The sequence below is a fragment of the Burkholderia cepacia genome (assembly GCF_029962485.1).
Classification (GTDB): domain Bacteria; phylum Pseudomonadota; class Gammaproteobacteria; order Burkholderiales; family Burkholderiaceae; genus Burkholderia.
This window is the reverse complement of the sequence record NZ_CP073637.1, coordinates 1,851,650-1,877,278: the sequence shown is the minus strand read 5'-3', so window position 1 is coordinate 1,877,278 and position 25,629 is coordinate 1,851,650. Positions and strand designations below refer to the sequence as shown.

At 68.6% G+C, this 25,629-nt stretch carries 25 protein-coding genes; 7 read left to right on the top strand and 18 right to left on the bottom strand.

The window, feature by feature from the left end:
• Positions 1–91 precede the first annotated feature (91 nt).
• The 3 genes from KEC55_RS08660 (at position 92) to KEC55_RS08650 (ending at position 3,504) form a co-directional block, all read left to right on the top strand.
• Entirely contained in the window at positions 92–730 is a 639-nt protein-coding gene (locus tag KEC55_RS08660) for a 5-formyltetrahydrofolate cyclo-ligase (RefSeq protein WP_282505002.1), read from the top strand.
• Between the two features lie 14 nt (positions 731–744).
• Positions 745–1,428 carry a hypothetical protein gene (locus tag KEC55_RS08655; RefSeq protein WP_282505001.1) on the top strand — a complete coding sequence of 228 codons (684 nt, stop codon included), beginning with the start codon at positions 745–747 and terminating at the stop codon, positions 1,426–1,428.
• A 612-nt stretch (positions 1,429–2,040) separates the two neighbouring features.
• Positions 2,041–3,504: an MFS transporter gene (locus KEC55_RS08650; protein ID WP_282505000.1), complete on the top strand. Its 1,464-nt coding sequence runs from the start codon at positions 2,041–2,043 to the stop codon at positions 3,502–3,504.
• 59 nt (positions 3,505–3,563) lie between these two features.
• Here the strand turns inward: KEC55_RS08650 and KEC55_RS08645 are convergent, their stop codons facing one another.
• From KEC55_RS08645 to KEC55_RS08625, 5 genes are all read right to left on the bottom strand, one after another.
• Positions 3,564–4,457 (bottom strand): LysR family transcriptional regulator, encoded by an 894-nt coding sequence (locus tag KEC55_RS08645; protein ID WP_282504999.1) that lies wholly within the window; start codon positions 4,455–4,457, stop codon positions 3,564–3,566.
• Positions 4,458–4,553: 96 nt separating this feature from the next.
• Positions 4,554–5,381 (bottom strand): alpha/beta hydrolase, encoded by an 828-nt coding sequence (locus KEC55_RS08640; protein ID WP_282504998.1) that lies wholly within the window; start codon positions 5,379–5,381, stop codon positions 4,554–4,556.
• 213 nt (positions 5,382–5,594) lie between these two features.
• Positions 5,595–5,978 carry a VOC family protein gene (locus KEC55_RS08635; protein WP_282504997.1) on the bottom strand — a complete coding sequence of 128 codons (384 nt, stop codon included), beginning with the start codon at positions 5,976–5,978 and terminating at the stop codon, positions 5,595–5,597.
• An 18-nt stretch (positions 5,979–5,996) separates the two neighbouring features.
• The gene (locus KEC55_RS08630) at positions 5,997–6,959 is read right to left on the bottom strand and encodes a hydroxymethylglutaryl-CoA lyase (RefSeq protein ID WP_282504996.1); all 963 of its coding nucleotides are present in this window, start codon (positions 6,957–6,959) and stop codon (positions 5,997–5,999) included.
• Positions 6,960–6,981: 22 nt separating this feature from the next.
• Complete coding sequence (locus KEC55_RS08625; protein ID WP_282504995.1) at positions 6,982–8,172, bottom strand: CaiB/BaiF CoA transferase family protein; 1,191 nt, start codon at positions 8,170–8,172, stop codon at positions 6,982–6,984.
• Between KEC55_RS08625 and KEC55_RS08620 the strand changes: the two genes are divergently transcribed.
• Together KEC55_RS08620 and KEC55_RS08615 are read left to right on the top strand one after the other, a co-directional pair.
• Positions 8,171–8,443 (top strand): hypothetical protein, encoded by a 273-nt coding sequence (locus tag KEC55_RS08620; protein WP_282504994.1) that lies wholly within the window; start codon positions 8,171–8,173, stop codon positions 8,441–8,443. The two genes, KEC55_RS08625 and KEC55_RS08620, sit on opposite strands and share 2 nt — an antisense overlap.
• On the top strand, positions 8,433–9,398 hold the full coding sequence (locus KEC55_RS08615; protein WP_282504993.1) for a D-2-hydroxyacid dehydrogenase: 966 nt from the start codon (positions 8,433–8,435) through the stop codon (positions 9,396–9,398). The genes KEC55_RS08620 and KEC55_RS08615 overlap by 11 nt, the downstream gene beginning before the upstream one ends.
• A gap of 200 nt (positions 9,399–9,598) precedes the next feature.
• On the opposite strand, the gene KEC55_RS08610 is transcribed toward KEC55_RS08615, so the two are convergent.
• The 13 genes from KEC55_RS08610 to KEC55_RS08550 all read right to left on the bottom strand — a co-directional run bounded on the left by KEC55_RS08610 (position 9,599) and on the right by KEC55_RS08550 (position 21,320).
• Positions 9,599–9,811, bottom strand: coding sequence for a hypothetical protein (locus KEC55_RS08610; protein WP_047900698.1), 213 nt, complete (start codon positions 9,809–9,811; stop codon positions 9,599–9,601).
• Positions 9,812–10,019: 208 nt separating this feature from the next.
• Entirely contained in the window at positions 10,020–10,457 is a 438-nt protein-coding gene (locus tag KEC55_RS08605) for a hypothetical protein (protein ID WP_282504990.1), read from the bottom strand.
• A 114-nt stretch (positions 10,458–10,571) separates the two neighbouring features.
• Positions 10,572–11,495 carry an ABC transporter permease gene (locus KEC55_RS08600; RefSeq protein WP_282504989.1) on the bottom strand — a complete coding sequence of 308 codons (924 nt, stop codon included), beginning with the start codon at positions 11,493–11,495 and terminating at the stop codon, positions 10,572–10,574.
• On the bottom strand, positions 11,495–12,364 hold the full coding sequence (locus KEC55_RS08595) for an ABC transporter permease (protein WP_282504987.1): 870 nt from the start codon (positions 12,362–12,364) through the stop codon (positions 11,495–11,497). The genes KEC55_RS08600 and KEC55_RS08595 overlap by 1 nt, the downstream gene beginning before the upstream one ends.
• Positions 12,361–13,440 (bottom strand): ABC transporter ATP-binding protein, encoded by a 1,080-nt coding sequence (locus KEC55_RS08590; RefSeq protein ID WP_282504985.1) that lies wholly within the window; start codon positions 13,438–13,440, stop codon positions 12,361–12,363. Before KEC55_RS08590 ends, KEC55_RS08595 begins: the two co-directional genes overlap by 4 nt.
• A 49-nt stretch (positions 13,441–13,489) precedes the next feature.
• Positions 13,490–14,656 (bottom strand): ABC transporter substrate-binding protein, encoded by a 1,167-nt coding sequence (locus KEC55_RS08585; RefSeq protein WP_282504983.1) that lies wholly within the window; start codon positions 14,654–14,656, stop codon positions 13,490–13,492.
• 284 nt (positions 14,657–14,940) lie between these two features.
• On the bottom strand, positions 14,941–15,114 hold the full coding sequence (locus KEC55_RS08580) for a hypothetical protein (protein ID WP_282504981.1): 174 nt from the start codon (positions 15,112–15,114) through the stop codon (positions 14,941–14,943).
• Positions 15,115–15,251: 137 nt separating this feature from the next.
• Positions 15,252–15,845, bottom strand: a complete 594-nt coding sequence (locus KEC55_RS08575) for an RBBP9/YdeN family alpha/beta hydrolase (RefSeq protein ID WP_282504980.1) — start codon at positions 15,843–15,845, stop codon at positions 15,252–15,254.
• Positions 15,846–15,862: 17 nt separating this feature from the next.
• Entirely contained in the window at positions 15,863–17,191 is a 1,329-nt protein-coding gene (locus KEC55_RS08570; RefSeq protein WP_282504978.1) for an MFS transporter, read from the bottom strand.
• A 162-nt stretch (positions 17,192–17,353) separates the two neighbouring features.
• Entirely contained in the window at positions 17,354–18,409 is a 1,056-nt protein-coding gene (locus KEC55_RS08565; protein ID WP_282504977.1) for a 3-keto-5-aminohexanoate cleavage protein, read from the bottom strand.
• A gap of 120 nt (positions 18,410–18,529) precedes the next feature.
• Entirely contained in the window at positions 18,530–19,378 is an 849-nt protein-coding gene (locus KEC55_RS08560) for a TauD/TfdA dioxygenase family protein (protein WP_282504976.1), read from the bottom strand.
• Positions 19,379–19,388: 10 nt separating this feature from the next.
• The gene (locus tag KEC55_RS08555) at positions 19,389–20,369 is read right to left on the bottom strand and encodes a quinone oxidoreductase family protein (RefSeq protein WP_021159633.1); all 981 of its coding nucleotides are present in this window, start codon (positions 20,367–20,369) and stop codon (positions 19,389–19,391) included.
• 18 nt (positions 20,370–20,387) lie between these two features.
• Entirely contained in the window at positions 20,388–21,320 is a 933-nt protein-coding gene (locus tag KEC55_RS08550; RefSeq protein WP_282504975.1) for a universal stress protein, read from the bottom strand.
• A 243-nt stretch (positions 21,321–21,563) separates the two neighbouring features.
• On the opposite strand from KEC55_RS08550, the gene KEC55_RS08545 reads away from it, so the two are divergent.
• Positions 21,564–24,257 (top strand): LuxR C-terminal-related transcriptional regulator, encoded by a 2,694-nt coding sequence (locus KEC55_RS08545; RefSeq protein ID WP_282504974.1) that lies wholly within the window; start codon positions 21,564–21,566, stop codon positions 24,255–24,257.
• Positions 24,258–24,483: 226 nt separating this feature from the next.
• Positions 24,484–25,608: a porin gene (locus tag KEC55_RS08540; RefSeq protein ID WP_282504973.1), complete on the top strand. Its 1,125-nt coding sequence runs from the start codon at positions 24,484–24,486 to the stop codon at positions 25,606–25,608.
• The last annotated feature ends 21 nt before the right edge of the window (positions 25,609–25,629 follow it).

Here is a 25,629-nt window from a genome sequence, read left to right as displayed (position 1 = left end):
CCAAGGCCGTCAGCGCGCAGCGTTCACTGAACGCTGCGCCCGACATTCATGCGGCTCCGCTGTCAAATCCAACAACACCATCACAGCATTCATGAAAAGAAGAACATTCCTCGCGCTGCCCGCTGTGGCGGCGGCCGGCATGCTTGCCGGCTGCAACAACGTCAATATCGGCCCGATCACCAATCGCATGATGAAGGACCCGGAATACCGGGAAACGCTGTCGGCGTTCCTGATCAGTTCGGACGGGAAGAAACTGGTCGTGATCGGCAAGCAGTACCACTACATCTTCGATGTGCCGCCGGCCCTCGCCGTCAACCTCACGGCACCCTATCGTCCCAAGCTGTATACGGATTTCGACGATTTCGAGACGCACGGCGACAAGATCTCCGGGCGTTACACGTTGCAGCTTTCGCGCAAGGATGCGCCCCCTGGCTCCGAGCTTCGCGAGCGTGCGCTCGCCGATGGTTTCAAGGACAAGCGCGACCAGCTGACGGAGCGCGGCACGATCAGCGGCAAGCGTTACCAGCCGAACGACGTCACGCCGTCGTCGTTCCCGCAGGCATTCAATCACGAGTACGACGTCCAGGTCATCGAGCGGCCGTCGCTGCTCGGCCAGGGCGCGAAGCTCGCGCTGTCGCCGCTCACGATAGCGGCCGATGGCGCTGTGGGCCTGCTTGGCCTGGCGCTGCTCCCGATCGCGCTCACGGCATTCATCATCGTCGCGCATTGAGACCGGAGTCCACGATGAAATCCCCTGCCCGAAAGCTGTTCCGGATCGGCTGCGTAGCTACCTGCCTCGCGTTCGCGCAACATGCCTCGGCCGAAAGCGACTGGGACGCCGCGCGCCAGGTGCGTACCGACTGGGTATTCGCGTCGATGAAGGAAAGCGACGTGCGGCCGACGCTTGATCGCACACTGAAGGACCAGGTGCACTGGGCCGACCTGCCCGGCAACGCACCCGATGCGGGCGCGTTCCAATGCACGAAGCTCGCGCTGCCGCCGCCGTCGGCCGCTGCGCAGGCTGCGTTCGACGCGGCGCCGTCGTCACGTGGCCGAGAAGCCGACAAGGCCTATGCAAGGGCTGCGTCGCTCGGCTCGTGGCGCGCGGCCGCGCGCCTGGTCAACAGTTCGCTCGAAGACGAGGATTGGGAAGGTGCGCAGCCGGCGATCGCGTGGCTGCTCGTGCATCACGTGCCGGCCGGCTACAACAAGCTCGCGGACGTGCTGCAGGCGATGTCGGGCTACGACGGCGAAACGCCCGGCGAGCGCATGAGCGGGATGATCGCGTCGTTGCGCTGGCGTGCGGCGCGTGAAGGCGATCCCGTCGCGCAGATGGAGATGGCCGATCTGTTCGAGAAGCTCGGCAAAAACGACCTCGTCACCGCGCTGCGCGCGTGCGCGACGCAGCAGAATCCGGAGCTGAAATGATGCGTGTCGCCGGTACGCCGCGGTGACACGCGGCGTACCGGCGCGCACAACGACATCGCCGCCCCGGACTTCGTACCGTACAGCGTGTGTTTCTGTCGGCGGCGGCAGATCCAGGCGCAGCAGCATCGCCTCGAGAGCGCGATTCGTCAGCGACGGATGCAGCACTTTGCGCTGGCGCACGGGCCCCCCCTGCGCGTGTTTCACGGGCCGGCGTTCGTGCCGGCCGATCGAGCATGACCGTGTCGCTGCCGACGGCTGTTGCACCGGCGGCCACGCGACGGGTCTCATGGTTTTCCCGGTCCGTCAGGTTGCGGGGTGACGCACCGCTTTCGGTACACCACCGCGTGCGACGCAGGCTGCAACGGCCTGCCGCGCGAATCCGGGCCGCCGCGCGTTCCTACCCTTTCTGCCCGGGAAAGGACGCTTGAAACATCCGCAATTATCACGCGCAGCCGATTTGCCCACCATGTGTCGGACGATCGGCGCAGCGTGCACATCTGGCCCTCTCCCGGACCCTGCAATGGCTGCCGCCGTGTCGTGTGGCCGGACGCGTCACGCCGGCCGAAAACGGCCGGGCCGCGCGCCACGGCATATCGAAAATCAGGAGACACGATGAACAGCCAATCCCTCGATCTCGGCGGCAACGCGGGTGGACCTGCGTCCGCCCGACTGCCGGCCGCTTCTTCCGGCGTCGGCGCCGACGCGGCGGCCCTCCCCGTCCGTCGCATCACGCTCGGCGATTTCATGGACGACCTGCCGGTCGGTGCATTGCACCGGTTCGTCGTCTGGGTGATCGGCATCGGGCTGTTCTTCGACATGTACGAGATCTTCCTCGTCAGCACGATCGGCTCCGCGTTGCAGAACGAATACGGGCTGAGCCGGCAAAGCGCCGATTTCAAGCTGCTGCTGGCGTCCGCGTTCATCGGCATGTTCGTCGGCGCGATGTGCCTCGGCAGCCTCGCCGACCGCATCGGCCGGCGCAAGGCGTTCTTGCTGACGCTCGTGTGGTACAGCGCGTTCTCGCTGGTGGGCGCGTTTTCGGTGAACGCCGACATGCTCGTTGCCTGCCGCTTCCTGACGGGCATCGGCGTCGGCGCGATCTATCCCGTCGCCGACAGTTTCCTGTCCGAAATCCTGCCGAAGGACAAGCGCGGGCGGCTTGCCGCATGGGCCTATACGACTTCGTATGTCGCGGTGCCGCTCGTCGGTTTTCTCGCGCTGTGGCTGAACCCGCTGAATGTGGCCGGCGTGGCCGGCTGGCGCATCATTCTCGCGATCGGCAGCCTCGGCGCCGTGTACGTGCTGCTCGTCCAGCACCGGCTGCCGGAGAGCCCGCGCTGGCTGCTCGCGCAGGGCCGCACGGCCGACGCGCACGCGGCGCTGCGGCGTTTCGCGGAAAGCGCCGGCGTGCGTGTGCCCGAGCAGTTCGCGGAGCCGGTCGAGCCGCAGCGGCCGCTCGGTCTCGGCGAGCGCATCGCGCTGCTGCGTCGTGAACCGTACGGCGCACGCTACGTGATGCTCGCGATCTTTCACCTGTTCCAGGGCTTCGGCTACTACGGGTTCGGCACGCTGGCCGGCACGGTCGTGAAGAGCCGCGGCTTCGACGTGACGGACAGCACGCTGTTCATCGCGCTGTCGTTCATCGGTTATCCAATCGGGTCGCTGCTGTCGATTCCGCTACTCAACTGGATCGAACGCCGCACGCTCGTGATCGTGTCGATCCTGTCGATCGCCGTATTCGGGCTGTGCTTCGCGTATTCGGGCAATACCGTGCTGATCGTCGGCTTCGGGTTCCTGACGACCTGCGCGTCGAACGTGTTCAGTAATGCGTATCACGTATACCAGGCCGAGATCTTCCCGGCACGCGTGCGCTCGACGGCGATCGGCAGTACCTATGCGCTGTCGCGGATCGTCAGCGGCGCACTGCCGTTCGTGCTGCTGCCGGTGCTCGCCAGCTACGGCGCGGGCGCGATGTTCGGCGCGATCTCGGTCGCACTCGGCATCGTCGCGGTGACGCTGCGCGTGCTCGGGCCGCTGACCACGCGGCGCAGCCAGGATGAGATCAATCCGGTGTAATGCGGCGATCAGCACGGGGTGGCGCGCAAGCGTGCCCGTGCATCGCCGTTTCATCGCATTCAGCGTGCCGACATGAAATCGAACAGCTTCGCGATATCGGTGGTCAGCACGCCACCCGCCTTCACGCCGACCCACAGCGAGCGTGTCGCCCACGCATCGTCGAGCTTCACGATACCGAGCCGTGCCGCGCGCTCGCCCGTCACCGCATCGCGCGGCAGCACGCCGATGCCGAGCCCCGCTTCGATCATCCGGCTCACGCCGTCGAAATTCGATACCTGAATCCGCAGCTTCAGCGAGCGCTCGGCCGCGAACGCGGCGTCGGTCATGCGCGCGAGCAGCGAACTGCCGTCGCTCAGGCCGACGTAGTCCTCGTCGAGCGTATCCGCGAAGCGGATGCTGTCGTGCGAGGCGAACCTGTGCGTGCGCGGTACGAGCAGCACGAGTTCGTCGCGCCGGTACAGCCGCCGCTCGATGCCGGGGGCCGGCACGTTGTCGGCGAATACGCCGAGATCGGCCTTGCCCGACGCGAGCGCGTCGACGATCTCGTGACTCAGCCGCTCCTCCAGACTCACCTTGATGCCCGGGTTGTCGGTGAGGAATGCGGCGAGATCGGCGGGCAGGAACTGGACGATCGCGGACGTGTTGGTCCACACGTGGATGTGGCCGCGCACGCCGGCGACGTAGTCGCTCATCTCGTGCGCCATCCGGTTGACCTGCTCGATCACTTTCGTCGCGTGATCGAGCAGCGCACGGCCGGCGGGCGTGAGCTCGACGCCGCGCGCATGCCGGACGAACAGCGCGCTGCCGGTCACGCTTTCGAGTTCGGCAATCCGCTTGCTGACCGCGGAAAGCGTGAGCTGGCCGTGTTCGGCCGCCTTCGTCAGGCTGCCGTGCTCGGCGACGAGCGCGAACACGCGCAGCGACTGCAGATCGAAATGAAGCGGGTTCACCATGTCGTGGGTCCTGGGAAGGCCGTGCGGCGCACGCCATATTGCACCGGCCTGACGCCGATCATACGCGCGGCCGGACTCGTGCGATACGGCGTGCGGCTAGCGCGGGGCGATGGCCTGCAACGCGGCGAGCATCGCCCCGTCGGGCCGCGCGAGATCGTCGAGCACCGCGAAGTGCTTCATGCCGGGCAGCCACGTACGTGCAATCCGTTCGCCGGCCGCGTCGCACGCCGTCGCGTATTCGTCTGCCTGCCGGATGAGTTCGGACAGTTCGGCGTCGCCGACCGCCACGACGGTCGGCACACCGGGCCCGACATGACGCAACGGGCTGCATGCGTCGATCTCGCGCGCGGTGAGCTGCAGCTTGTCGTTCAGGCAGCACAGCGAGATCGGTTCGAGATCGACGAGCGGGCTGATCGCGAGCGCCGACACGACGGCAGGATGCGCGCGATGCATGGCCGTCAGGTGGCCGCCCGCCGAGTGGCCGCTCAGGTGGATCGGCCGCTGCACGGTGCCGAGGCCGTCGGGGTCGCGGGCGAGATGATCGAGCAGCGTGCCGATCTCGGCGACGATCTCGGTCATCGTCGCGATCGGCGCGAGCGTGTATTCGGCCAGGATGACGTCGAAGCCGCGCGCGAGCGGCCCGCTCGCCGCATACGCGAAGTCCTCTTTCGTGCAGTGCTGCCAGTAGCCGCCGTGGATGAACACGAACAGCGGCGCACCGGGCTGCCCGCACGACAGCCAGTCGAAGCGTTGCGCGGGTTGCGCGCCGTAACGCAGGTTGCGGCGGCCGGGCGTCGCGTCGTACAGCGCGACGCTACGGGCCTGGCACGACGCGAGCAGCGCCGGGAAATCGGCAACAGCCTTCGTGTTCAGGTAGGCGGCGTCGAGCGCCGCGCGGTCCATGCCGCGATAGAGGATCGTCATTCGGGAGCGCCTGGGTCGGGTTGCGGATGCGCGGGACAGCTTCGCCGTGCGCGTTGCCAAGGCGTCGGCCGGGCCGACGCCGTTGCACCATTATCCGCAGCGTGACCGCGGCCTGCTATCCGGAATCGGCGGGCGCGGCGTCCGCCTGTCCGCTTTCGGCGAAGGACTGCGAACGCCGTGTACTGATGGACGCGCCGCCTGTTGTCGCCCGAGTCAGATCAGCTCGGAGATCTCGATCAGGTTCAGGTCGGGATCGCGCACGTAGACCGAGCGGATCTTCTGCGTCGCGCCCGTGCGTTCGACGGGCCCTTCGACGATCGGCCATTCCACGCGCTGCAGGTGCGCAATCACGTCGTCGAGCGGCACCGATGCGATGAAGCACAGGTCGAGCGCGCCGGGCACCGGCACATGCGCTTTCGGTTCGAACTCGGCGCCGCGCACGTGCAGGTTGATCTTCTGGTTGCCGAAGCGGAACGCGAGCCGGCCGGCGCCGAACGTTTCGAGCTGCATCTGCAGCACCTCGGTGTAGAAATGCTTCGTCTTGTCCGGATCGACGCAGGTCAGTACGAGATGGTCGAGGTGGTCAATCAACGCCATGGATGTCGCTCCTGTTGTTCATGAAAACGCGCGTTGCGCGGGCATGTCGCCGGCGTCGGCGTGCGGTGCGGGATGCAGGTCCGAGCGGCGCCCGGCCTTCAGGATCTGGCTCGGCACATCGTGCCCGATCAGCGCGGGCAGCCGTGCCGACGCCGCGAGCACGGCCGCGAGGTCGATGCCCGTATCGTAGCCGTCGAGTTCGAGCATGTGCACGAGTTCCTCGGTGCACGCGTTGCCGGTCGCACCCGGCGCATACGGGCAGCCGCCGAGCCCGCCGAGCGATGCGTCGAAGCGGTCGATGCCGGCGTCGAGCGCGGCAAGCGTGTTGGCCAGCGCCATCCCGCGCGTGTTGTGGAAATGCAGCGTGAGCTGCAGCGCGCGGAAGCGCTCGCGCGCGCGTTCGGCCACATCGCGCACCTGCGTCGGAAAGGCCATGCCCGTCGTGTCGCACAGCGTGAAGCCGTGCACGCCGAGATCGGCGAAGCGCTGCATCCAGGCGAGCACCGTTTCGGCCGGCACGTCGCCTTCCATCGGGCACCCCATCGCGGTCGACAGCGATACGTTGATCGCGACCTGCGAGCCTCGCACGGCGTCGATCACGTCGCGCAACTGCGAGAACGACTGCTCGCGCGTCATCCGCAGGTTCGCGCGGTTGTGGCTTTCGCTCATCGACATCACGAGATTCACTTCGTCGACGCCGCACGACAGCGCGCGCTCGGCGCCGCGCACGTTCGGCACGAGCACCGTATAGACGACGCCCGGTGCGCGCACGATGCCGTGCATCACGGCCTCCGCGTCGCGCAACGCCGGGATCGCCTTCGGCGACGTGAACGACGTGACCTCGATCTTCGCGTAGCCGCACGCGCTCAGCGCGTCGACGAGCGCGATCTTGTCGTCGGTGTCGACGAAGGCCGCTTCGTTCTGGAAACCGTCGCGCGTCGCGACTTCGTGGATATAGAGCCGTTTGCGTTGCCCGTTCATGTCGTCGTCTCCTGGGTCCGGTTCAGATCACGCCGCGCGTGCGCCAGTCGCCGCGCGTCGCGGCATCGATGCCGAGCGACGCGAGCACCGCGTCGGTATCCGCGCCGAGCGCGGGCGCCGGGCGGTCGATGCGCCCGGGTGTGGCGTCGAGTTTCGGCACGATGCCCGGCACGAGCACGGGCGTGCCGTCGGGCAGCGCCGCGTCGACGATCATGTCGCGTGCGCGGTAATGCGGGTCGGCCGCGATGTCGGCCACGTCGTAGATACGCCCGGACGGAATGCGCGCTTCGTTCAGCGCAGTGAGCACGGCGTCGAGATCGTGGCGCGCGCTCCACGCGCCGATCGCCGCGTCGATCCGCTCGACCTGCGCGACGCGCCCGTCGTTGCGCGCGAGCGCGGGATCGTTGCCGAGATCGGGCCGGCCGATCAGCTCCATCAGGCGCCGGAAGATACTGTCGCCGTTGCCGGCGATCAGCGCGTACTTGCCGTCGCGGCAGCGGTACGCGTTGGTCGGCGCGATGCCGGGCAGGCTGCTGCCGGCCGGCTCGCGCACCGCGCCGAACGCCGCGTATTCGGGCAACAGGCTTTCCATCAGGTTGAATACCGATTCGTACAGCGCGACGTCGACGACCTGCCCCTTGCCGCCCTGCTGTTCGCGATGCCGCAGCGCGAGCAGCACGCCGATCACGCCGTGCAGCGCCGACAACGAATCGCCGAGCGAGATGCCGACGCGCACCGGCGTGCGGCCGGGCTCGCCGGTCAGGTGCCGCAGGCCGCCCATCGCCTCGGCGATCACGCCGAAGCCGGGGCGGTCGCGATACGGGCCCGTCTGCCCGAAGCCCGACACACGAAGCATCACGAGCCCCGGGTTGATCGCGGACAGCGCGTCCCAGCCGAGCCCCCAGCCTTCGAGTGTGCCGGGCCGGAAATTCTCGATCAGCACGTCGGTCTCCGCGACGAGGCGGCGCACGACGTCCTGCCCTTCGGGCGTGCGCAGGTCGAGCGTGAGCGAGGACTTGTTGCGCGACTGCGCGGCCCACCAGACCGACGTGCCGTCGTGCAGCAGCCGCCATTTGCGCAGCGGATCGCCGACGCCGGGCGGCTCGACCTTGATCACGTCCGCGCCGAATTCGGCGAGCATCCGGCCCGCGAACGGCCCGGCGATCAGTTGGCCGAGTTCCAGCACGCGAATGCCGTCGAGAGGTCGTGTCATGGCTGTCTCCGATGAAATCGTGGGATCGATGACGGCGATCATGACGGCGTTCGCGCGCCGCGAAAATCGATCGATGCTCAACCAGCCTTTCCGAAACGGAAAGGCGCGCGGCGGCACGTGCGTCGCGACGGCGGTCGTGCGGGGAGCCAGCCTTTCCATTCGGGAAAGCGCGCTCGCGCAACGGTCAAACGACGATGCGCGCGCCGCCGGCAGAATCGAAGCCGTTTCGCGCCACCGGGCGCCTGTCAGCGAGACCCGCCATGTTTTCTGATTCCTCTCCCGCGAAGATCGTGTTTCTCGACCGTGCGACGCTGTCGCCGCAGACCGTGCTGAAGCCGTTCCCGTTTCCGCACGTGATGCAGACGTTCGACCGGACGGCCGCGCACGAGATCGCCGCGCGCATCGGCGACGCGGACATCGTCGTGACCAACAAGGTGCGGCTCGACGCGGCGGCGCTGGCCGATGCCAGGCAACTGCGGATGATCGCGATCGCCGCGACCGGCACGGACATCGTCGATCTCGATGCGTGTGCGGCGCGCGCCATCGTCGTGAGCAATATTCGCGGCTATGCGGTCCGCACGGTGCCGGAGCACACGTTCGCGCTGATCTTCGCGCTGCGCCGCAGTCTCGTTGCCTATCGCGACGCGGTGCGCGCGGGACGCTGGCTCGACAGCGGACAGTTCTGCTTCTTCGATCACCCGATCCGCGACCTGGCCGGCTCGACGCTCGGGATCGTCGGCGACGGCGTGCTCGGCCGCGCGGTGGCCGGCATCGCCCGTGCGCTCGACATGCGCGTCCTGTTCGCGGCGCACGGCGAGACCTCGGGCGGCGACCATGTGCCGCTCGACACGCTGCTGCGCGACAGCGACGTGATCACGCTGCACTGTCCGCTCACGCCCGCGACGCGGCACCTGATCGATGCGGACGCGTTCGCGCGCATGGCGCGCCGGCCGCTGCTGATCAATACCGCGCGCGGCGGGCTCGTGGACGAAAGCGCGCTCGTCGACGCAGTGCAGTCGGGGCAGATCGCGGGCGCGGGGTTCGACGTGGTCACGCAAGAGCCGCTGCCGGCCACGCATCCGTTCCACGCGATCCTGTCGCATCCGGCGTTCATCCTGACACCGCATGTCGCGTGGGCGAGCGACGAGGCGATGCAGGCGCTCGCCGATCAACTCGTCGACAACGTTACCGCGTTCGTCGGCGGCGAGCCGCGGCATGTCGTGTAGCGCCGCACGCAAAAACAGAACGGCCCCGCTCGATTGCTCGAAGCGGGGCCGGCTGAATTCGGGCGCTGCTTACGCCAGCGACTCGGCACGTAACGGGTTCGTGCATCGGCCCTGTCTCGCGACCGGTTTCCGAATACCTGATGAGCGCTACTTCAGGGAATTCAGACCGACGATGACGTGGGGCAACGCCGAAACGACACTCAGTATGCGGACATCTCGACGCAAGGATCGACCTTGGACGGCGAGCAGATGACCGAGTACTTGGCGCTCTCGCGCATCAGCGCTTCGCCTTCGTGCAGCGCGATCTTGATCTCGGGGTGACGCTCGTACGCGAGGAATGCCGAGCACATCACGGCGGACATCACGACGAGGGAAAACACAAATTTTTCAAGGGTTTGGAAACGTTCAGGCATGGTTCGACCTTTCTCTTAGGCCGTGATTATATCTCGAAATAAGGGTTTTCCCTATAAGCCAGCCCGCATACCGAGAATGCATTCAATCGAGATCGGGCCAGATGCTCGCGCCCTTTTTTAGCGCGAATCGCGAGACGGTGCGGCCCGCCAGGACGAGGCCGCGTACCGGGAGAAGGGAAAGAAGACTGGCCGCCGGCGCGTCAGTGCGTCACTGCGGCGCCGACGCGCCGCTTGCCGCATTGCCCGGCCACGCCTTGCCGATGTGGTCGATCAGCGATTTCGCGGTGCCCGTCACGAGCGCCGCATCGACGCCCGACGTCTGCCACGAGCCGTCGGCGGCCTTCACGAAGGTCAGGTTCGCGCGCGACGGCGAGTAATCGGCATTGCGCCATGTGACGACGACATCGCACGAGTACGTGCGATCGCCGAGCTTCTTGCAGTCGCCGTCGGGCTTGGCCGACACGACATCGGCCGAGACCGGCAGCGGCTGGCCGAACAGCGCGTTCAGGCCGCCGTGGTTTTCCGCCTCGAGCGCGTGGCGCACGGCCGCGTCGACGTCGCCCGATCCGGGGCCGTCGTGGAGCAGGTTGCAGGCAGCCAGCAGCGTCGATGCGCCGGCGAGTGTCAGCAGCGTGTGAAACTTCATGGATATCCGTCGATCGGGGGAACGCCGCGTAGTCTGCAACGTCCGCGCGCCGGGCGCGGTATCCATTTGTAACCAATTGCACGGATGCCCGGCACGACCGTGCGACGCCCTCGCCTACTGGCGCTCCTGCTTCACGCGGCTGACCAGCTGCGTCGGGCTCACGAACTGCAGCGCGATCACGACCCATACGAGCGTGATGGCCATGTAGATCATCGCCATCGCGTCGATCGACTGCGGCGCGCGCACGCCGGTCGAGAACACCGCGTAATACAGCGCGACGACGAGCGTCTGCGTGCTCGGCCCCGCGGTGAAGAACGTCAGCTCGAACATCCCGATCGTGCGCACCAGCACGAGCAACCCGGCCGCGAGCATGCCGGGCACCAGCAGCGGCAGCAGCACGTAGCGGAAATAGCGCCACGTGTTCGCGCCGAAGATGCGCGCGGCGGCTTCGAGGTTCGGGTCGATCTGCTCGATGAACGGCGTCATCACGAGGATCACGAACGGCAGCGCCGGCACGAGGTTCGCGAGGATCACGCCGGGCAGCGTGCCGGCGAGCCCGACCTTGTACATCACGGTCGCCATCGGAATCCCGTACGTGACGGGCGGCACCATCAGCGGCAGCAGGAACACCAGCAGCGCGAAGCGCTTGCCGCGGAACTGCACGCGCGCGAGCGCATACGCGGCCGGCACGCCGAGCGCGATCGACAGCAGCACGACCGCGCCGACGACCTCGACGGTCACCCACAGCACGCTCGCGAGCTGGAAGTCCTCCCACGCCTTCGCGTACCAGTGCAGCGTGAAGCCCTGCGGCAGCGGCGTGCCGAACCAGCGCGTCGCGACCGAGTTCACCGCGACGGTCGCGATCAGCAGCAGCACGTTCAGCAGGAAGAACGCCATCAGCCCCCAGACGAGCGCCTTCCACGCACGACCGGCGAGGTTGCTTTTCATCCGGTGCGGTTTCCCTGCGTCGACGGGCCGTGCGTCGGGCGCGTCGGGTTTCGGCGGCCACGCGCGAGCGGCATGGTTGTCGGTCGCCATCAGCCCTTGCCTCCCGTCACCGCGCCCGTATAGAAGAAGCGGCGCGCGCCGAGCATCGACGCGACCACCAGCAGCTGGACGAAGCCCATCACGATCGCGATCGCCGACGCGAGCGAATAGTCGTAGCTCTCGAACGCGGCTTCGGCCGCCGCGATCGAGATCACGCGCGTCGGCCCGGCCGGCGCGCCGAGCAGCACGGCCGACGGGAACACCGAGAAAGCCTGCACGAACGACAGGCACGCAGCCATCGTCAGCCCCGGCACGAGCAGCGGCAGGTAGATCTGCCGGAACTGCTGCCACGGGTTCGCGCCGAGCGTGGCCGCTGCGCGCGCGAGCGTCGGGTCGATGCCGCTGATGTACGACAGCATCAGCAGAAACGCGAACGGAAAGCCCGACACGATCAGCGACAGCAGCACGCCCCAGTAGTTGTGCGTGAGGCGCACTTCGTCGGTGTACAGGTGCAGCCCCTGCAGCGCCTGCGGGAACCAGCCGTTCGGCCCGAAATACGTGAGCATCCCGTCGGCGACGAGCACCGTGCCGAGCGTGACGGGAATCACGAGCAGCGTCGTGACGAACTTCTGGTACGGCGAATGGCGGCGCAGTGCAAACGCGACGGGCACCGCGATGCCGACGTTGAGCAGCGTGGCAGGTACCGCGAGCTTCAGCGTGACGAGCACGGTCGGCCACATCGCGGTATCGGTGAAGAACTGCACGTAGTTCGCGAGCGCGCCGCCGCCGTTCACCGGCTGGAACGACAGCACGAGGCCGTACGCGAACGGATAGATGAACAGCGCGGCGATGAACGCGAGCGCGGGCGTGACGAGCCAGGCCTTCGCGTCGCGCGGCGTGCCGGACGCGAGCGTGCTCATGTCGGCTCCGCTGCGTAGACGAGCGTACGCGCAGGCGCGATGCGCAGCCGCAACCGCTCGCCTTCCGCGAATTCGCCGGCGACGCGCGCCCAGATCGCGCCGAACGGCGTGACCGCACGGATCAGCGAGTCGCGGCCGCCGTATTCGACCGTTTCGACGGTCGCGTCGAACGCGTTGTCGCCGCTTTCGTCCGCGCGCTCGATGTCGTCGGGGCGCAGCGCGACCACGACATCCTTCGCGTCGAAGCCGGCCATCGGTACGCCCGTGAGCTCTACGCCGCCGGCGGCGACCCGGACGTGATCGCCGGCCATTCCTTCGAGCGCGAACGGCAGCACGTTGCGGTAGCCCATGAAGCGCGCGACGTGCAGGTTGTGCGGGCGCGTATAGACGTCTTTCGGCGACGCGACCTGCTGCACGACGCCCTCCTTCATCACGACGATGCGGTCGGCCATCGACAACGCTTCGTCCTGGTCGTGCGTCACGTAGATCGTCGCGCGTTCGAGCTGCGTGTGGATGCGGCGGATCTCGGCGCGCATCTCGATGCGCAGCTTCGTGTCGAGGTTCGACAGCGGTTCGTCCATCAGCACGAGCGGCGGCTCGATCACGATCGCGCGCGCAATCGCGACGCGCTGCTGCTGCCCGCCCGACAGTTGCCCCGGCAGCTTGCCCTCGTGGCCGACGAGCTGCACGAGTTCGAGCGCCTGGTGCGCGCGCCGCCGCGCTTCCTGCTTAGGCATGCCGCGCATCTTGAGGCCGAAGCCGACGTTGTCGAGCACCGACATGTGCGGAAACAGCGCGTAGTTCTGGAACACCATCCCGAAGCCACGCCGCTCGGGTGGCAGCACGTCGATGCGCGTGTCGTCGAGCCAGATGCCACCGCTCGTCAGCGGCTGGAGCCCCGCGATGCAGTTCAGCGCGGTGGACTTGCCACAGCCCGACGGGCCGAGCAGCGCGATGAATTCGCCGCGCCGGATCTCGAGATCGAGCCCGTTCAGCGCGGCGACCTGCGCGCCTTGCGCATTGGTGAAACTGCGACACACGCCGTCGAGCCGCAACCGTTCGAAACTGTGCTTCATTGCGCGAACTCCATCGACGCGGGCGCCGTGGCGCCCGCCGGTTCAGGCGTCACTTCGACTTCTGCGAACCGATCTCGCGATCCCATTTCTGGAACGCGGCAACCATCGCCTGCGCACTGAGCGGCTGCACGTGCGGGCGCTCGGCGAGCAGCTTCGCGTACTCGGGGCGGCCGAACTTGCGCACGACTTCCTGGCTGTGCGCGGGGGCCATCTCGAGCGTCACGCCCTTGACCGCCGGGCCCGGATAGAAGTAGCCGTCGTCGTACGTCATGGCCTGCTGCGCCGGTTCGAGCAGGAAGTTCATCAGCTTGAACAGCACGTCGAGCTTTTCCTTCGGCACACCCTTCGGGATCACCATGTAGTGCGCGTCGTTGACCCACGTCATGTTGTCGAACGCCTGGATCCTGAACTCGGCCGGCACGATGCCGAGCGCGCGCGGGTTGAGGTCCCAGCCCGTGACGGTCACGGTCATGTCGCGCGTACCTTCGCCGAGCTCCTTCATCACCGCCGACGTGCCGCCCGGGTAGTACGGCACGCAGTCGTTCAATGCCTTCAGGAACGCCCAGGTCTTGTCCCAGCCGTTGATCGGATCCTGCGGATTCTTGTCGCCGAGCACGTACGGCAGCCCCATCAGGAACGTGCGGCCGGGGCCCGAGTTCGCCGGGCGCGCGTAGATCAGCTTGTTCGGGTGCGCCTTGCACCAGGCGAGCAGTTGATCGGGCGTCTTCGGCGGGTCGCTGACCTTCGCCGGGTTGTATTCGAGCAGCGGGCCGGCCGGCATGTAGGTGACTTCGAGGCCGAAGCCCTGCGCGAGGTCCTGCATCTTGCGCGGGCCGGGCGCGTATCTGTCGAGCACGCCGGGGAACGCGGCCGCGTCGTCGGGCAGGAGCTTGAGCCACAGGTTCTGTTCGATGCCGGCGGCGAGTGCGTCGGTGCCCGTCAGCACGAGGTCGATGTCGGAGCGCCCCGCCGCCTGCATCGCCTTGATCTTGCCCGGCAGCTGCGGCGCCGGCGCATTCGTGAACGTGACATTCGACACGAGGGTCGGGTTCTTGTCCCGGAACGCCTCGATGGCCTTCTGCGTGAGCTGCAGGTTGCCCGCCACATCGACGATATTCAGCGACACGGGAGCCGCGACGGCCGCCGCGGCAGACAGCGTGAAACCCAGTGCGAGTGCGATCCGGCGGACACGGCGAGCGATCGTGGTGGTGTTCATGTCTCCTCACTTCGGTCGGTGGATGGGACCTTTCTTTTCAGGAAATCATGACGGCGTTATACGATGTCGGTCAACAAAAACCCGAGCAGCCCGGGGCGGGACTTTCCCTGACAAACACCTTCCGGTGGATGATAATTTGGTTACCGGGCAAGATAGGCCGGGGATCGCGGCTGGGCACGCTGTCGTCTTGCGACGTCATATCTCCATTGGGTCAATCCTGGCGAAGTGGATTCAACGGGCCTCCGACTGGCTCGGTGCCGTCAGCGTTGGGCCGGTCCGCTCAATCAGCGGCCCTTTAGAGCGATCGACACATCGCGGTGTTCGGAAATGACTTTTCGCGCCGCGCGTAGCACGTCGCTCTTCTCGGCTTCGGACGAAGCCTTGACCTTGTTGGTGGGACGGACGATCGTGCGGGGTTTCAACTCAACGCCGTACAGCACCTTTCGTTTGGTATCCATGACAGCATTCCGCCCCAAAAAAACGACAGCGATCGACTGAATATTCGTCAATCGGATGTAGCGGTCGCGTCGCTGTCATTCATGGCGTCCGATGAATGGACGAAAACGGCCGGAGGACGGCAAACGATGCCCGAGTATCAGTTCCTCACGCGTGAGTCGTCTTCACCCAGCGTCCTCACCTCTTCGATCAACCGTTCCGCATCACGCCACTCGCCGTAGCCGGACGCCGGGTTCAAGTGCCCCACTTCGCCGAGATCGACAAGCTGGCTGCCCCACCCGGCCGCGAACGCCTCGGCGCGCTCGAAGCGCGCGAGCGGATCGTTCCGGCTCGCGGCGACGATGCTCGGGAACGGCAGCCGCTGCATCGGCACGGGCGTCCAGCCATGTGCGTCGATCGCGTCGGGCGACGGATAGCCGGCGGGCATCGGGCTATCGAGATCGGCCGGCGCCGCGAGCAGCGCGCCGTGAATCGCGCGCGTGGCCTGACGCGCCCAGTGCACGGTAATCATCACGCCCGCGCTGTGCGCGACCAGGATCACCGGGCCGTCGATCTCGGCGAGCGCCGCATCGAGTGCCGCGACGCGTGCGGCGCGGCTCAGCTTGTCGGCTTCGAGCGGCGCGACGGAGCGCGCGTTCGGCAAGCGCCGTTCAAGATGCGTCTGCCAGTGGTCTTCGACGTGATCGCGCAAGCCGGGCACGATCAGGATGGTGGGCGCGGTCGCCAGGGTCATGCTGCCTCCGGGGTGGTTCAGGAAAGTTGAGACGCGCGCCGTTCACGTTCGACGCGCGTGAGATCGGCCGCGTAACTTGCGCGTCCGATTGCGAACAGCACGGCGGCCGCGAGCGGCACGACGGCAATCCATTGAAGTGCGCCGACGAGACCGGCGCGATCGGCGACCCACCCCGTCAGCAGCGGGCCCGGCGCCATGCCGAGCAGGTTGTTCGCGAGCGTGAGTGTCGCGAAGGCCGACGCGTGGATCGCGGCCGGCGTCAGGTTCGCGACCATCGCACCCGATGCGCCGGACGCGCCCGCGCCGACCAGCATGCCCGCGCAAATCAGCGCGAGCTGCAGCGGCCCCGGCGGCAGCCGGAACGCGATCGCGAGGCAGATGCCCGTCAATACGCAATAGGCGATCGCGGTCAGCCATTTGCGCGAGCCGTCGGCGCGCCCGACGCGGTCGGTGACGATCCCGCAGCCGACCATCCCGACACCCGCGATCAGCACGAAGCCGGCCGCGAGCACGGCCGCGCGGTCGGGCGCCATCGCGTAGTAGCGGTTCAGGTAGCTCGGCAGCCACGCGAACAGCGCGCCCGGCACGAACAGGTGCAGGCCGCTGCCGAGATACGCGCAGATCACCGAGCGCGATGCGAACAGCCCCGACATCAGCGCACGCACGCTGCCGCGCAGGTCGCGCGGCGCGTCGGCGTCGCGCCGGCACGGTTCGATGCGGCACGCGGCGAGCCGCCGCTCGGTCACCACGCTGCGATACGCGACGAGCAGCACGATGCCGAGCGCGGCCATCACGCCGAACGACCAGCGCCAGCCGAGATGTGCACCGACGAGCCCGCCGAGCGCCATCCCGAACACCGAGCCGAACGCGCCGCCTGCCATGAATGCGCCGGTCAGCGTCGCGCGCAGCCGGGCCGGAAAGATGCTGAGGATCAGCGCGACGCCGACGCTGCCGTACGCGGCTTCACCGAGCCCGACGAGGCCGCGCGCGACCAGCATTTCCGCGTAGTTGGTCGACAGCGCGCAACCGAGTGTCGCGACGCTCCACAACGCGGCCATCAGTACGATGCTGCGCACGCGCCCGAAGCGGTCGGCGAGGACCGACAGCGGAAACGTCAGCAATCCGACCAGCAGCGCGACGACGCCGGAGAGCGAACCGAGCTGCGTGTCCGACAGCGCCCACGCGTGCTTGAGCAGCGGAAACACCGCGTTGAGCACCTGCCTCGACATGTAGTCCGACAGCAGCAGCCCGACGGTCAGTCCGAACACGAGCCACGCATACGCAGGCGCGCGCCGCTCGGTGGCCGTCAGGTCCTGCAGCGACGGCTCGACATGATGAATCAACATGCGTGTCTCCTCCGGCACCGGGGCGGCAATGCGCCGGCGCGGCTTGCGCGGCCCCGCTCCGTCGACCGGAGTCCGCCCTGCATCATGCGCAGGGGTGGGTGCCGCGCCACAACGATCGGCAGGCGGCTGCCGCGCTGGCGGGCCGCCCGGATGCGCAGCGCGTCAGGCCGCGCGCAGCGGCACGCTCACCTGGCCCGGCCGGCGGTTCGGCGCCATCCCGAGCTGCGCGAGCGTCTCGTCGATGCCGTCGTACTGCACGCCGATCCGGTAGATCGCCTTGGCTTCCTTGCCGGTCGCGATGTCGCGGCCGAGTTCGCGTGCGATCCGCGCGCACTGCTCGACCTGCTGCACCGACGTCATCCGGTTGCCCTTCTGGTCGATGATCGTGTCCTCGATCCCGCAGCGCGGATGCAGGCCCAGCGCCATCGCGACCGTGTTGATTGGCAGCACGTTCTTCATCAGCGATTCGAGCGTGATGCACGCACCGTCCGGACAGCGCCGCACGAATTCCATGAAGTTGTACGGATTGGGACCGTCGAACCCGCCGCCGATGCCGACCCACGTGACGTTCAGCGGGCCGCGATAGACGCCGCGCCGGATGATCCGCTCGAGCGTTTCGAGCGCATGCATGCCGGTCAGCTGGAAATGCGGCTGGATGCCGGCCGCCTGCAGCCGACGCAGGTGTTCGTCGACCCAGCCGGGGCCGGCCGGCACCGTCATCTCGCGGTACGCGTCCCACAGCGCGGCTTCGTTCAGCGACGTGCCGGCGATGTCCTTGCGGTTCATCAGCTCGGTGATGTTCATCTGCACGGTGTTGATCGCGACCGTCACCTGGTCGGGCTTCGGCGTCAGCTCGGCGAGCATGTGGCGCGTGTCGTCGGACAGCCATTTCGCTTCCGCGCCGTCCCCTTCCGGCGCGAACGAGATCGACCCGCCAACCTGCAGGATCATGTCGGGCACCGCTTCGCGCAGCCGGCCGAGCAGCTCGTTGAATTTGGACAGCCGCTTGCTGCCCTTGCCGTCGAGTTCGCGCACATGCAGGTGCAGCACCGTCGCGCCTGCGTTGTAGCAGTCGACGGCCTTCTGCACGTGCTCGTCCATCGTCACCGGAATGTCCTCCGGAAAATCGGCGGGCATCCATTCCGGGCCATACGGCGCGACCGTGATGACCACCTTGTCCTGGTTTTCCGGGTGCAGCGAATCGTCGAGAAATTGCATGTCGTCCTCCAGTGGAAATCGTTTTAGTGCAGGCGTACGGGCGTGCGTATCCCGCCGTGCCAGGCGGCGAGCCCGGCGCGTCGTGTGTAGGGTTGCGAGTCGGTTAAGGTGCGGGCGCGCTCAGAACGGCACGTCGCCGACGATGCCCGCGCGCTCCATCCTGCGCACGCACGGCGGGTAGTCCATCACCGCGTAATGCTGCGTGCTGCGGTTGTCCCAGATCGCGACGCTGTTCTTCTTCCAGCGCCAGCGCACCTGGTATTCGGGGATATAGGCCTGGCTGATCAGGTACTGCAGCAACTGGCCGGCGCCGGGGTTCGCATCCTGGCCGAAGCGCACGCGGCCGGGCGTGTGGAAGTTCGTGAAATGCGTCGCGAACGCGTTCACGTACAGCACCTTCTCGCCGGTTTCCGGATGCGTGCGCACGACCGGATGCTCGGCGTCCGGGTACTGCGCCCTCAACGCGAGGCGGCGGTCGATCGGCATCGCCGCGCCGAAGCTCGCCTCGATGCTGTGGCGCGCGCGCAAGTCGGCGATCTGCTGCTTCACGTGGTCAGGCAGGTTCTCGTATGCGAGCACCATGTTCGCCCACATCGTGTCGCCGCCAACCGGCGGACCCTCGATGCAGCGCAGCACGCAGCCGAACGGCGGCGCCACGCGCCAGCTCGCATCGCTGTGCCACGCATTCTCGTAGCGGTCGTTCGGCTGGTCGGGCGACTTGTAGATCCGCACGAGCCCCGGGTGCTCGGGATCGCTGCCGGCGACCGGATGATCCTCGAGCTCGCCGAAGCGCCGCGCGAACGCAACGTGCTCGGCGCGCGTGAAGTCCTGGTCACGCAGGAACAGCACGCGATGCCGCAGCAACTGCGCGCGGATCTCGGCGAACAGGCCGTCGTCGTGCACGGCGTCGGCGAGGCTCACATCCAGCAGTTCCGCGCCGATCGCGCAGGTCAGGGGTTCGACTCGCATGCGCGTCTCCTCAGACGATGAACACCGACGAACCGGTCGTCTTGCGCGATTCAAGATCGCGGTGAGCCTGCGCGGCATCCTGCAGCGCATAGCGCTGGTTGATCTCGATCCTGATGCGGCCGGCCGCGACGTGCGCGAACAGTTCGCCGGCCAGGTCGTTCTTTTCGGCCGGATCGGCGATGTAGTCGGCCAGCGCCGGGCGCGTCAGGTACAGCGAGCCCTTCATCGCGAGGCGCTGCGGATCGAACGGCGGGATCGGGCCCGACGCGGTGCCGACGCACACCATCAGCCCGCGCCGCTTCAGCGAATCGAGCGAGCCTTCGAACGTGTCCTTGCCGACGCTGTCGAACACGACGTCGACGCCCGCGCCGTCCGTCAGTTCGCGCACGCGCTTCGCGACGTCCTCGCGGCTGTAGTCGATCGTATGGTCGCAGCCGTGGGCACGGGCGATCGCGGCCTTGTGCTCGCTCGACACGGTGCCGATCACCGTGAGCCCGAGCAGCTTCGCCCATTGCGACACGATCAGCCCGACGCCGCCGGCGGCCGCATGCAGCAGGATCGTGTCGCCCGGCGCGAACGCGTGGATGCGGCGCAGCAGGTAGGCCGACGTGAGTCCGCGCATCGTCATCGCGGCGGCCGTTTCGCACGAGATGCCGGCCGGCAGCCGGACGAGCGGCGCGGCCGGGATCAGCCGCTCGGTGCTGTACGCGCCGAGCGTGTTCAGGAAGCCCGTGTAGGTCACGCGATCGCCGACGGCGACGTTCGTCACGCCGGGGCCGACTGCGTCGACCACGCCGGCCGCCTCGACGCCGATGCCGGCCGGCAGCGGCACCGGATACAGGCCGCTGCGGAAATACGTGTCGGCGAAATTCAGTCCGACGGCCTCGTGCCGCAGGCGCACCTGGCCGGCGCCCGGATCGCCGACGTCGACTGCTTCCCAGCGCAGCACGTCGGGGCCGCCGGTTTCGTGGAATCGCACTGCATGTGCCATCGTGTTCTCCGTATGTTGTCAGTCCGATGCGCGTCGCGCATCGTCGGGTTCATTCATGCCGGGCGGCGTCGCGGTTGCGCGGTCCACCGGCGGTTCGTCCAGTTCGCTCCAGTCGGCGTCGCCCAGGTAGCGCCGCGCGGCGGGAAAAATCACGCCTTCCATCCGCCCCATCTGCTCGAACGCGCCGTGCGCATAGCGCGCGAGCGCCGCATCGAATGCGGCCGACGGCAGCCCGTCCGCGGCGATCCGGCCGAGCGCGTCGAGCGCCTGCGCATCACGTTGCCGCTGGCGGTCGAGTTCGTCCAGTTCGGCCGCGACGCACTCCGCGCGGACACGTAATACCGCGAAGAGCCGCGCTTCGGCGTCCGTTCCGAAACGCGCGTTCTGCAGCGCGGCGAGCGAGGCCAGCGCACGCTGCGCGTCGACTGCTTGCCGCTGCGGCCCGCTCGTGGCTGCGCCGGACGCCATCAGCGCCTGCAGCAGCACGCCGACCATGCGATGCGCGTCGAGGCAACGCGCCATCACGCGCGCCTCGGCGGGCGTCCGGTGCGACGTGCAGACGAGCACCGGCACGCCGCTCGTCGCGAGCAACTGCTGCCGCTGCGCGCAGGCCACCGCATCGGCATCGGGCGGCAGCGCCGCGACGCCGATCAGGTCGCAGCCGAGCGTGCCGGCAAGCGCGCCGGGCGATGCGTCGCCGCTTGCCGGGTGGCCGGCCCCCGGATGGCCGGCCCCCGCGATCGCATGGGACAGGCCCTGCGCCCGGGCGGCGGCTTCCACTTTCGCACCGTGTTCCGGCAGCCGCGCTCCGGATAAACGCGAGTCCGGCGCGGTGCCGGGCAGCACGAACGTGACGCGTGCGCCGACCGCGCGCGCCAGTTCGAGCGCATGGCCGATCGCGTCGATGCCGCCGGGCACGCCGTCGACCATCACGAGCAGATGGCGGTACATCGTGCCGCTCCGCTTATCCGGCGGTCGGCGCGTTGCGCCGCGTGCCGGTCGATACGATCTTCATGGGTGGGCTCCTCGTGGTGTTCGTCATGCATCGGAACCCATGCTATCGACGCGGCGCGGGGGCGGCCCCACTCGTCTCGGGGGGGATTGACGGGCGAGCGCGGTTCGACCGATCCTTCCCCCCACGCCCACCCCGGACGCCGGCCTGCACGGCCGGCGCCGGACTCCGACAGCAGCCCGATGGCCCACCCACCCGATCGCGCCGACGCGCCCCCCACCGAACTGGTCCTGAAGACGACCGCGCCGCGTGTGCCGGCGCAGTTGCTCGCCCGCGCGCGGCTGAGCCTCGCCGCGCCAGCATTCGACGGCCGGCCGGTCACGCTCGTGCAGGCGCCGGCCGGGTACGGCAAGACGTCGCTGCTCGCGCAGTGGCGCCGCGAGGCCCTCGCGCTCGGCCGCGCGGTCGTGTGGCTGTCGGCCGACGAGCGCGACGACGCACCGCGGCTGCTGCAGGGGCTCGTCCAGGCGGTGCGCACCGGTTGCGCGCGACCGGGCTTCGGGCGACTGGTCCCGGGCGGTGCGGCGCGCGCGCTGGACGGCCTGACCGCGTGGCTCGCCGAAGTCGCCCAACTGTCGATCGACGCGCTGCTGATCGTCGACGACGCCGAGCGGCTGCCGGCCGCCGGCCTCGAAGCGCTGACCTACGTGCTGCACAACGCGCCGCAGAACCTGCATGTCGTCGTCGCGGCGCGGCGCGGGCTCGATCACGCGGCCGGCGACCTGCTCGCCGGCGGGCAATGCACGCTCGCGGGCCCCGACTGGCTGCGCTTCACGCTCGACGAGACGATCGCGCTGGTCGGCGCGCGTTTTGCGCAACGGGTGGACGCCGACGCGTGCGCGCGGCTGTTCGAGCGCGTCGACGGCTGGCCGCTCGGGCTGCAGCTCGCGATGGCCGCGATGGCGCGCTCGGCCGATCCGCGCCAGGCGGTCGATGCGCTCGCCGCACGCATGGACGGCACGCGCGACCGGCTCGTCGAGCTGCTGCTCGCGAACCAGTCGGCGGAAGACACCGCGTTCCTGACGCGCACGAGCGTCGCCGATCGCCTGCATCCGTCGCTGTGCGCGGCGCTGCTCGACGATGCGCACGCGCCCGACCGGCTCGCGCGGCTCGCACGCGATACGCCGCTGTTCATTGCCTCGGACGATTCGGACTGGTGCCGGCTGCATCCGCTCGTGCGCGACACGCTGCGCGACCGCCTGGCCACCCGCGCCGACGCCGAGCGCAGCACGCTGCATGCACGCGCTGCGACATGGCTCGACGCACACGGGATGACCGAGGAAGCCGCGCGCCACGCGTACGCGGCCGGCCAGTTCGAGACCGCATACGCGCTCGCGCAGCGCTGCCTCGAGGATGCGATCAAGCAGGGCCGCATCAACGACGTGCTCGACTGGCTGGCCCTGCTGCCCGACGCGGAGCTCGACAAGCGCCCGACGCTGCGGATTGCGGTTGCGTGGGCGTTGGCGCTCGGCGAGCGTCATGTCGAAGCGCGGCGCCAGATCGCGGGCATCCTCGCGGATAACGGCACACCGGCCGCGATGCGCTACGAATGCGCGCTGATCCTGAGCGCGGCCGCGTATTACGCCGACGAAATCGACCGCTTCGTCGAGCTGTTCGAACCGTGGGCCGACTTCACGCCGCCGCCGGCGACGTGGCTCGCGCAGATGCACGCGAACCGGCTGTCGGCGCGCGCGATCATCGTCGGCGAACCGGCGCAGGCACGCCGGTTCCAGCAGGCCGCGCCGCGCGGTGAAACGGCGGCCGGGTTCGGCTACGTCGCGCGCTGGGGCGAGCTGATCACGGGCCTGAGCTACTTGCGCGAAGGCCAGATCCGGCTCGCGGACGACGTGCTGGCGCCGGCGCTGGCGCGCGCGGAAGCTGATCTCGGGCGTCGCCATCCGCTGACCTGCATGCTCGCGGCGATGTGCGCGGCGATCGCGTACGAGGCCGACCGCGTCGACCAGGCCGCCGCGTTGCTCGCGAACCGGCTCGACGTGCTCGAACACGCCGGCACGCCCGACACCGTGCTGCTCGGCTATCGCACAGCCGCGCGCATCGCGTTGCTGCGCGGTGTCGAACACCGCGCGATCGACCTGCTCGAAGCGCTCGATGCGATGGGTGTCGCGCGCCGGCTCCCGCGCCTGTCGGTCGCGAGCCTCGCCGAACAGGTGCGCATCCACGCGGCGCGCTATCGCGAGGCGACCTGCCATGCGCTCGTCGAGCGGATCGACGCGATCGCCGCGGCCGAGTTTCCGTCGCACGGGCCGCTGTGGCGTCGCCCCGTCGTGCTGCTGCAGGCGACCGCGCACGCGGGCGCGGCGCTCGCCGCGCGCCGTTGGGACGATGCGAGCGCGGCGCTCGACGAAGCGGCCGTGCTGGCGCGTGAAATGAGCATGGGGCGCGAGCGCATCGAGATCATGGCGCTCAGCGCGTTCGCGCTCGAACAGTCGGGGCGCGGCGGCCGCGCGCTCCTCGACGAGGCGATGAATCTCGCCGACATGTTCGGGCTCACGCGCACGCTCGCCGACGCGCATCCGGCCGTCGCCGACTGGGCGCGTCGCGTCGGCGACGAGGCGGCCGCCGGCGACGGCCCCGCGCGGCACGCGCTGCCGCAGCCGCGCATCGTGCCGCCCGCGCCGCGCGGCGTGGCGAGCCCGCGCGCGGTGCCGAGCGTCGTGCTGACGCCGAAGGAGCGCGCGATCCTCGAGCTGCTCGCGCGCAACCTCTCGAACAAGGAGATCGCGGTCGCGCTCGCTGTTGGCGAGGAAACCGTGAAATGGCACCTGAAGAACCTGTTCGGCAAGCTCGACGCCAGCTCGCGCAAGCATGCGGTGCGCCGTGCGCTGGTGCTCGGGCTGCTCGAAAGCGCGCCTTGACGCGCGTTTGAGCCGGCCTCCCGCGGCAGCGTAGCTGCCCTCCCCCTTCGATTCTCCGCAACCCTGCCCCCCGCGCATGGGGGGGAGCGGCCACGCGCCGTTGCGTAGTCTTTCCGCACGGCTCGCACCGGCGCCCCATGTCGCGCCTGCCCGCCTGCCTTGATGTTTCCCCGCTTTACCGGGACGGGCTCGAACCCGTTCCGGCCACGACAACCCCGGAGACTCCATGAAGACGAAACTGGCCGCGCTCGCGGCGCTTGCCGGCTGTTCGGCCCTCGCGCACGCGCAATCCTCCGTCACGCTCTACGGCGTGATCGACTCGGGCCTGCTGTACCAGAGCACGTCGGCCGCGTCGTTCAGCCCGAGCGCGCCGAATACCGGCAAGGTGTTCCGCATGAAGGACGGCGGCATCTATTCGAGCTTCTGGGGCATTCGCGGCAGCGAGGACATCGGCGGCGGCTACAAGGTCAATTTCAAGCTGCAGGGTTCGTTCGACAGCGGCACCGGCAAATTGCAACTGAGCGACACGCCGGGCGCCGTCGCGATCTTCAACCAGGTCGCGTCGCTTGGCGTGTCGGGCCCGTTCGGTTCGTTCACGGCCGGCCGCCAGATCGTGCCGATGATCTACGCGATGGCCGACACCGACGTGCGCAACGCGCAGTTCTTCGGCAGCGTGCTGACCGCCTGGCTCGGCCTGAACACCGCAGCCGGCTGGCCGGGCACGAGCACCAACGGCGCGATCGGCGCGCTGTACGACAGCAACGCGCTCGTCTACCAGTCGCCGACGTTCGCGGGCGCGTCGATCGCGCTCGAATACGCGCCGGGCGGCGTCGCCGGGCAGTTCCAGGGCGGCACGCGCGAATCCGTCGTGCTCAGGTATGCGAACTACGGGTTGAACGCGTCGGCCGTCTACTACAACGGGCACGACACGAATCCGGCGCCGGGCGTCGCGCCGACCGGCGTCGACAACAACCGCTTCTTTTACGTCGGCGCGAAGTACACGATCCACGACTTTTCGGTGTCGGCGTCGTACGGCAACGGCAGGAATCCGTCGCACGCGGACAAGGTGAACCTCGACATGCTGTCGGCCGGCGTCGGCTATCGCTTCACGCCCGCGTTGCAGGTCACGTCCGCCGTGTACTACCTGAAGGACCGCAACCGCTCGGAAAACCGCTCGACGGCGGTCGTGCTTGCAGCCGACTACAGCCTGTCGAAGCGGACGATGGTCTATGCGCAGGTCGGCCGCGTGAACAACCGCGGCACGATGGACCAGATGCTCGTGTACGGGCAGCCGGTCGCGCCCGGCGTCGGCACGACGGCCGCGATGATCGGGCTGCGGCACAACTTCTGACGGCTTCGGGCGGCTTCGGGC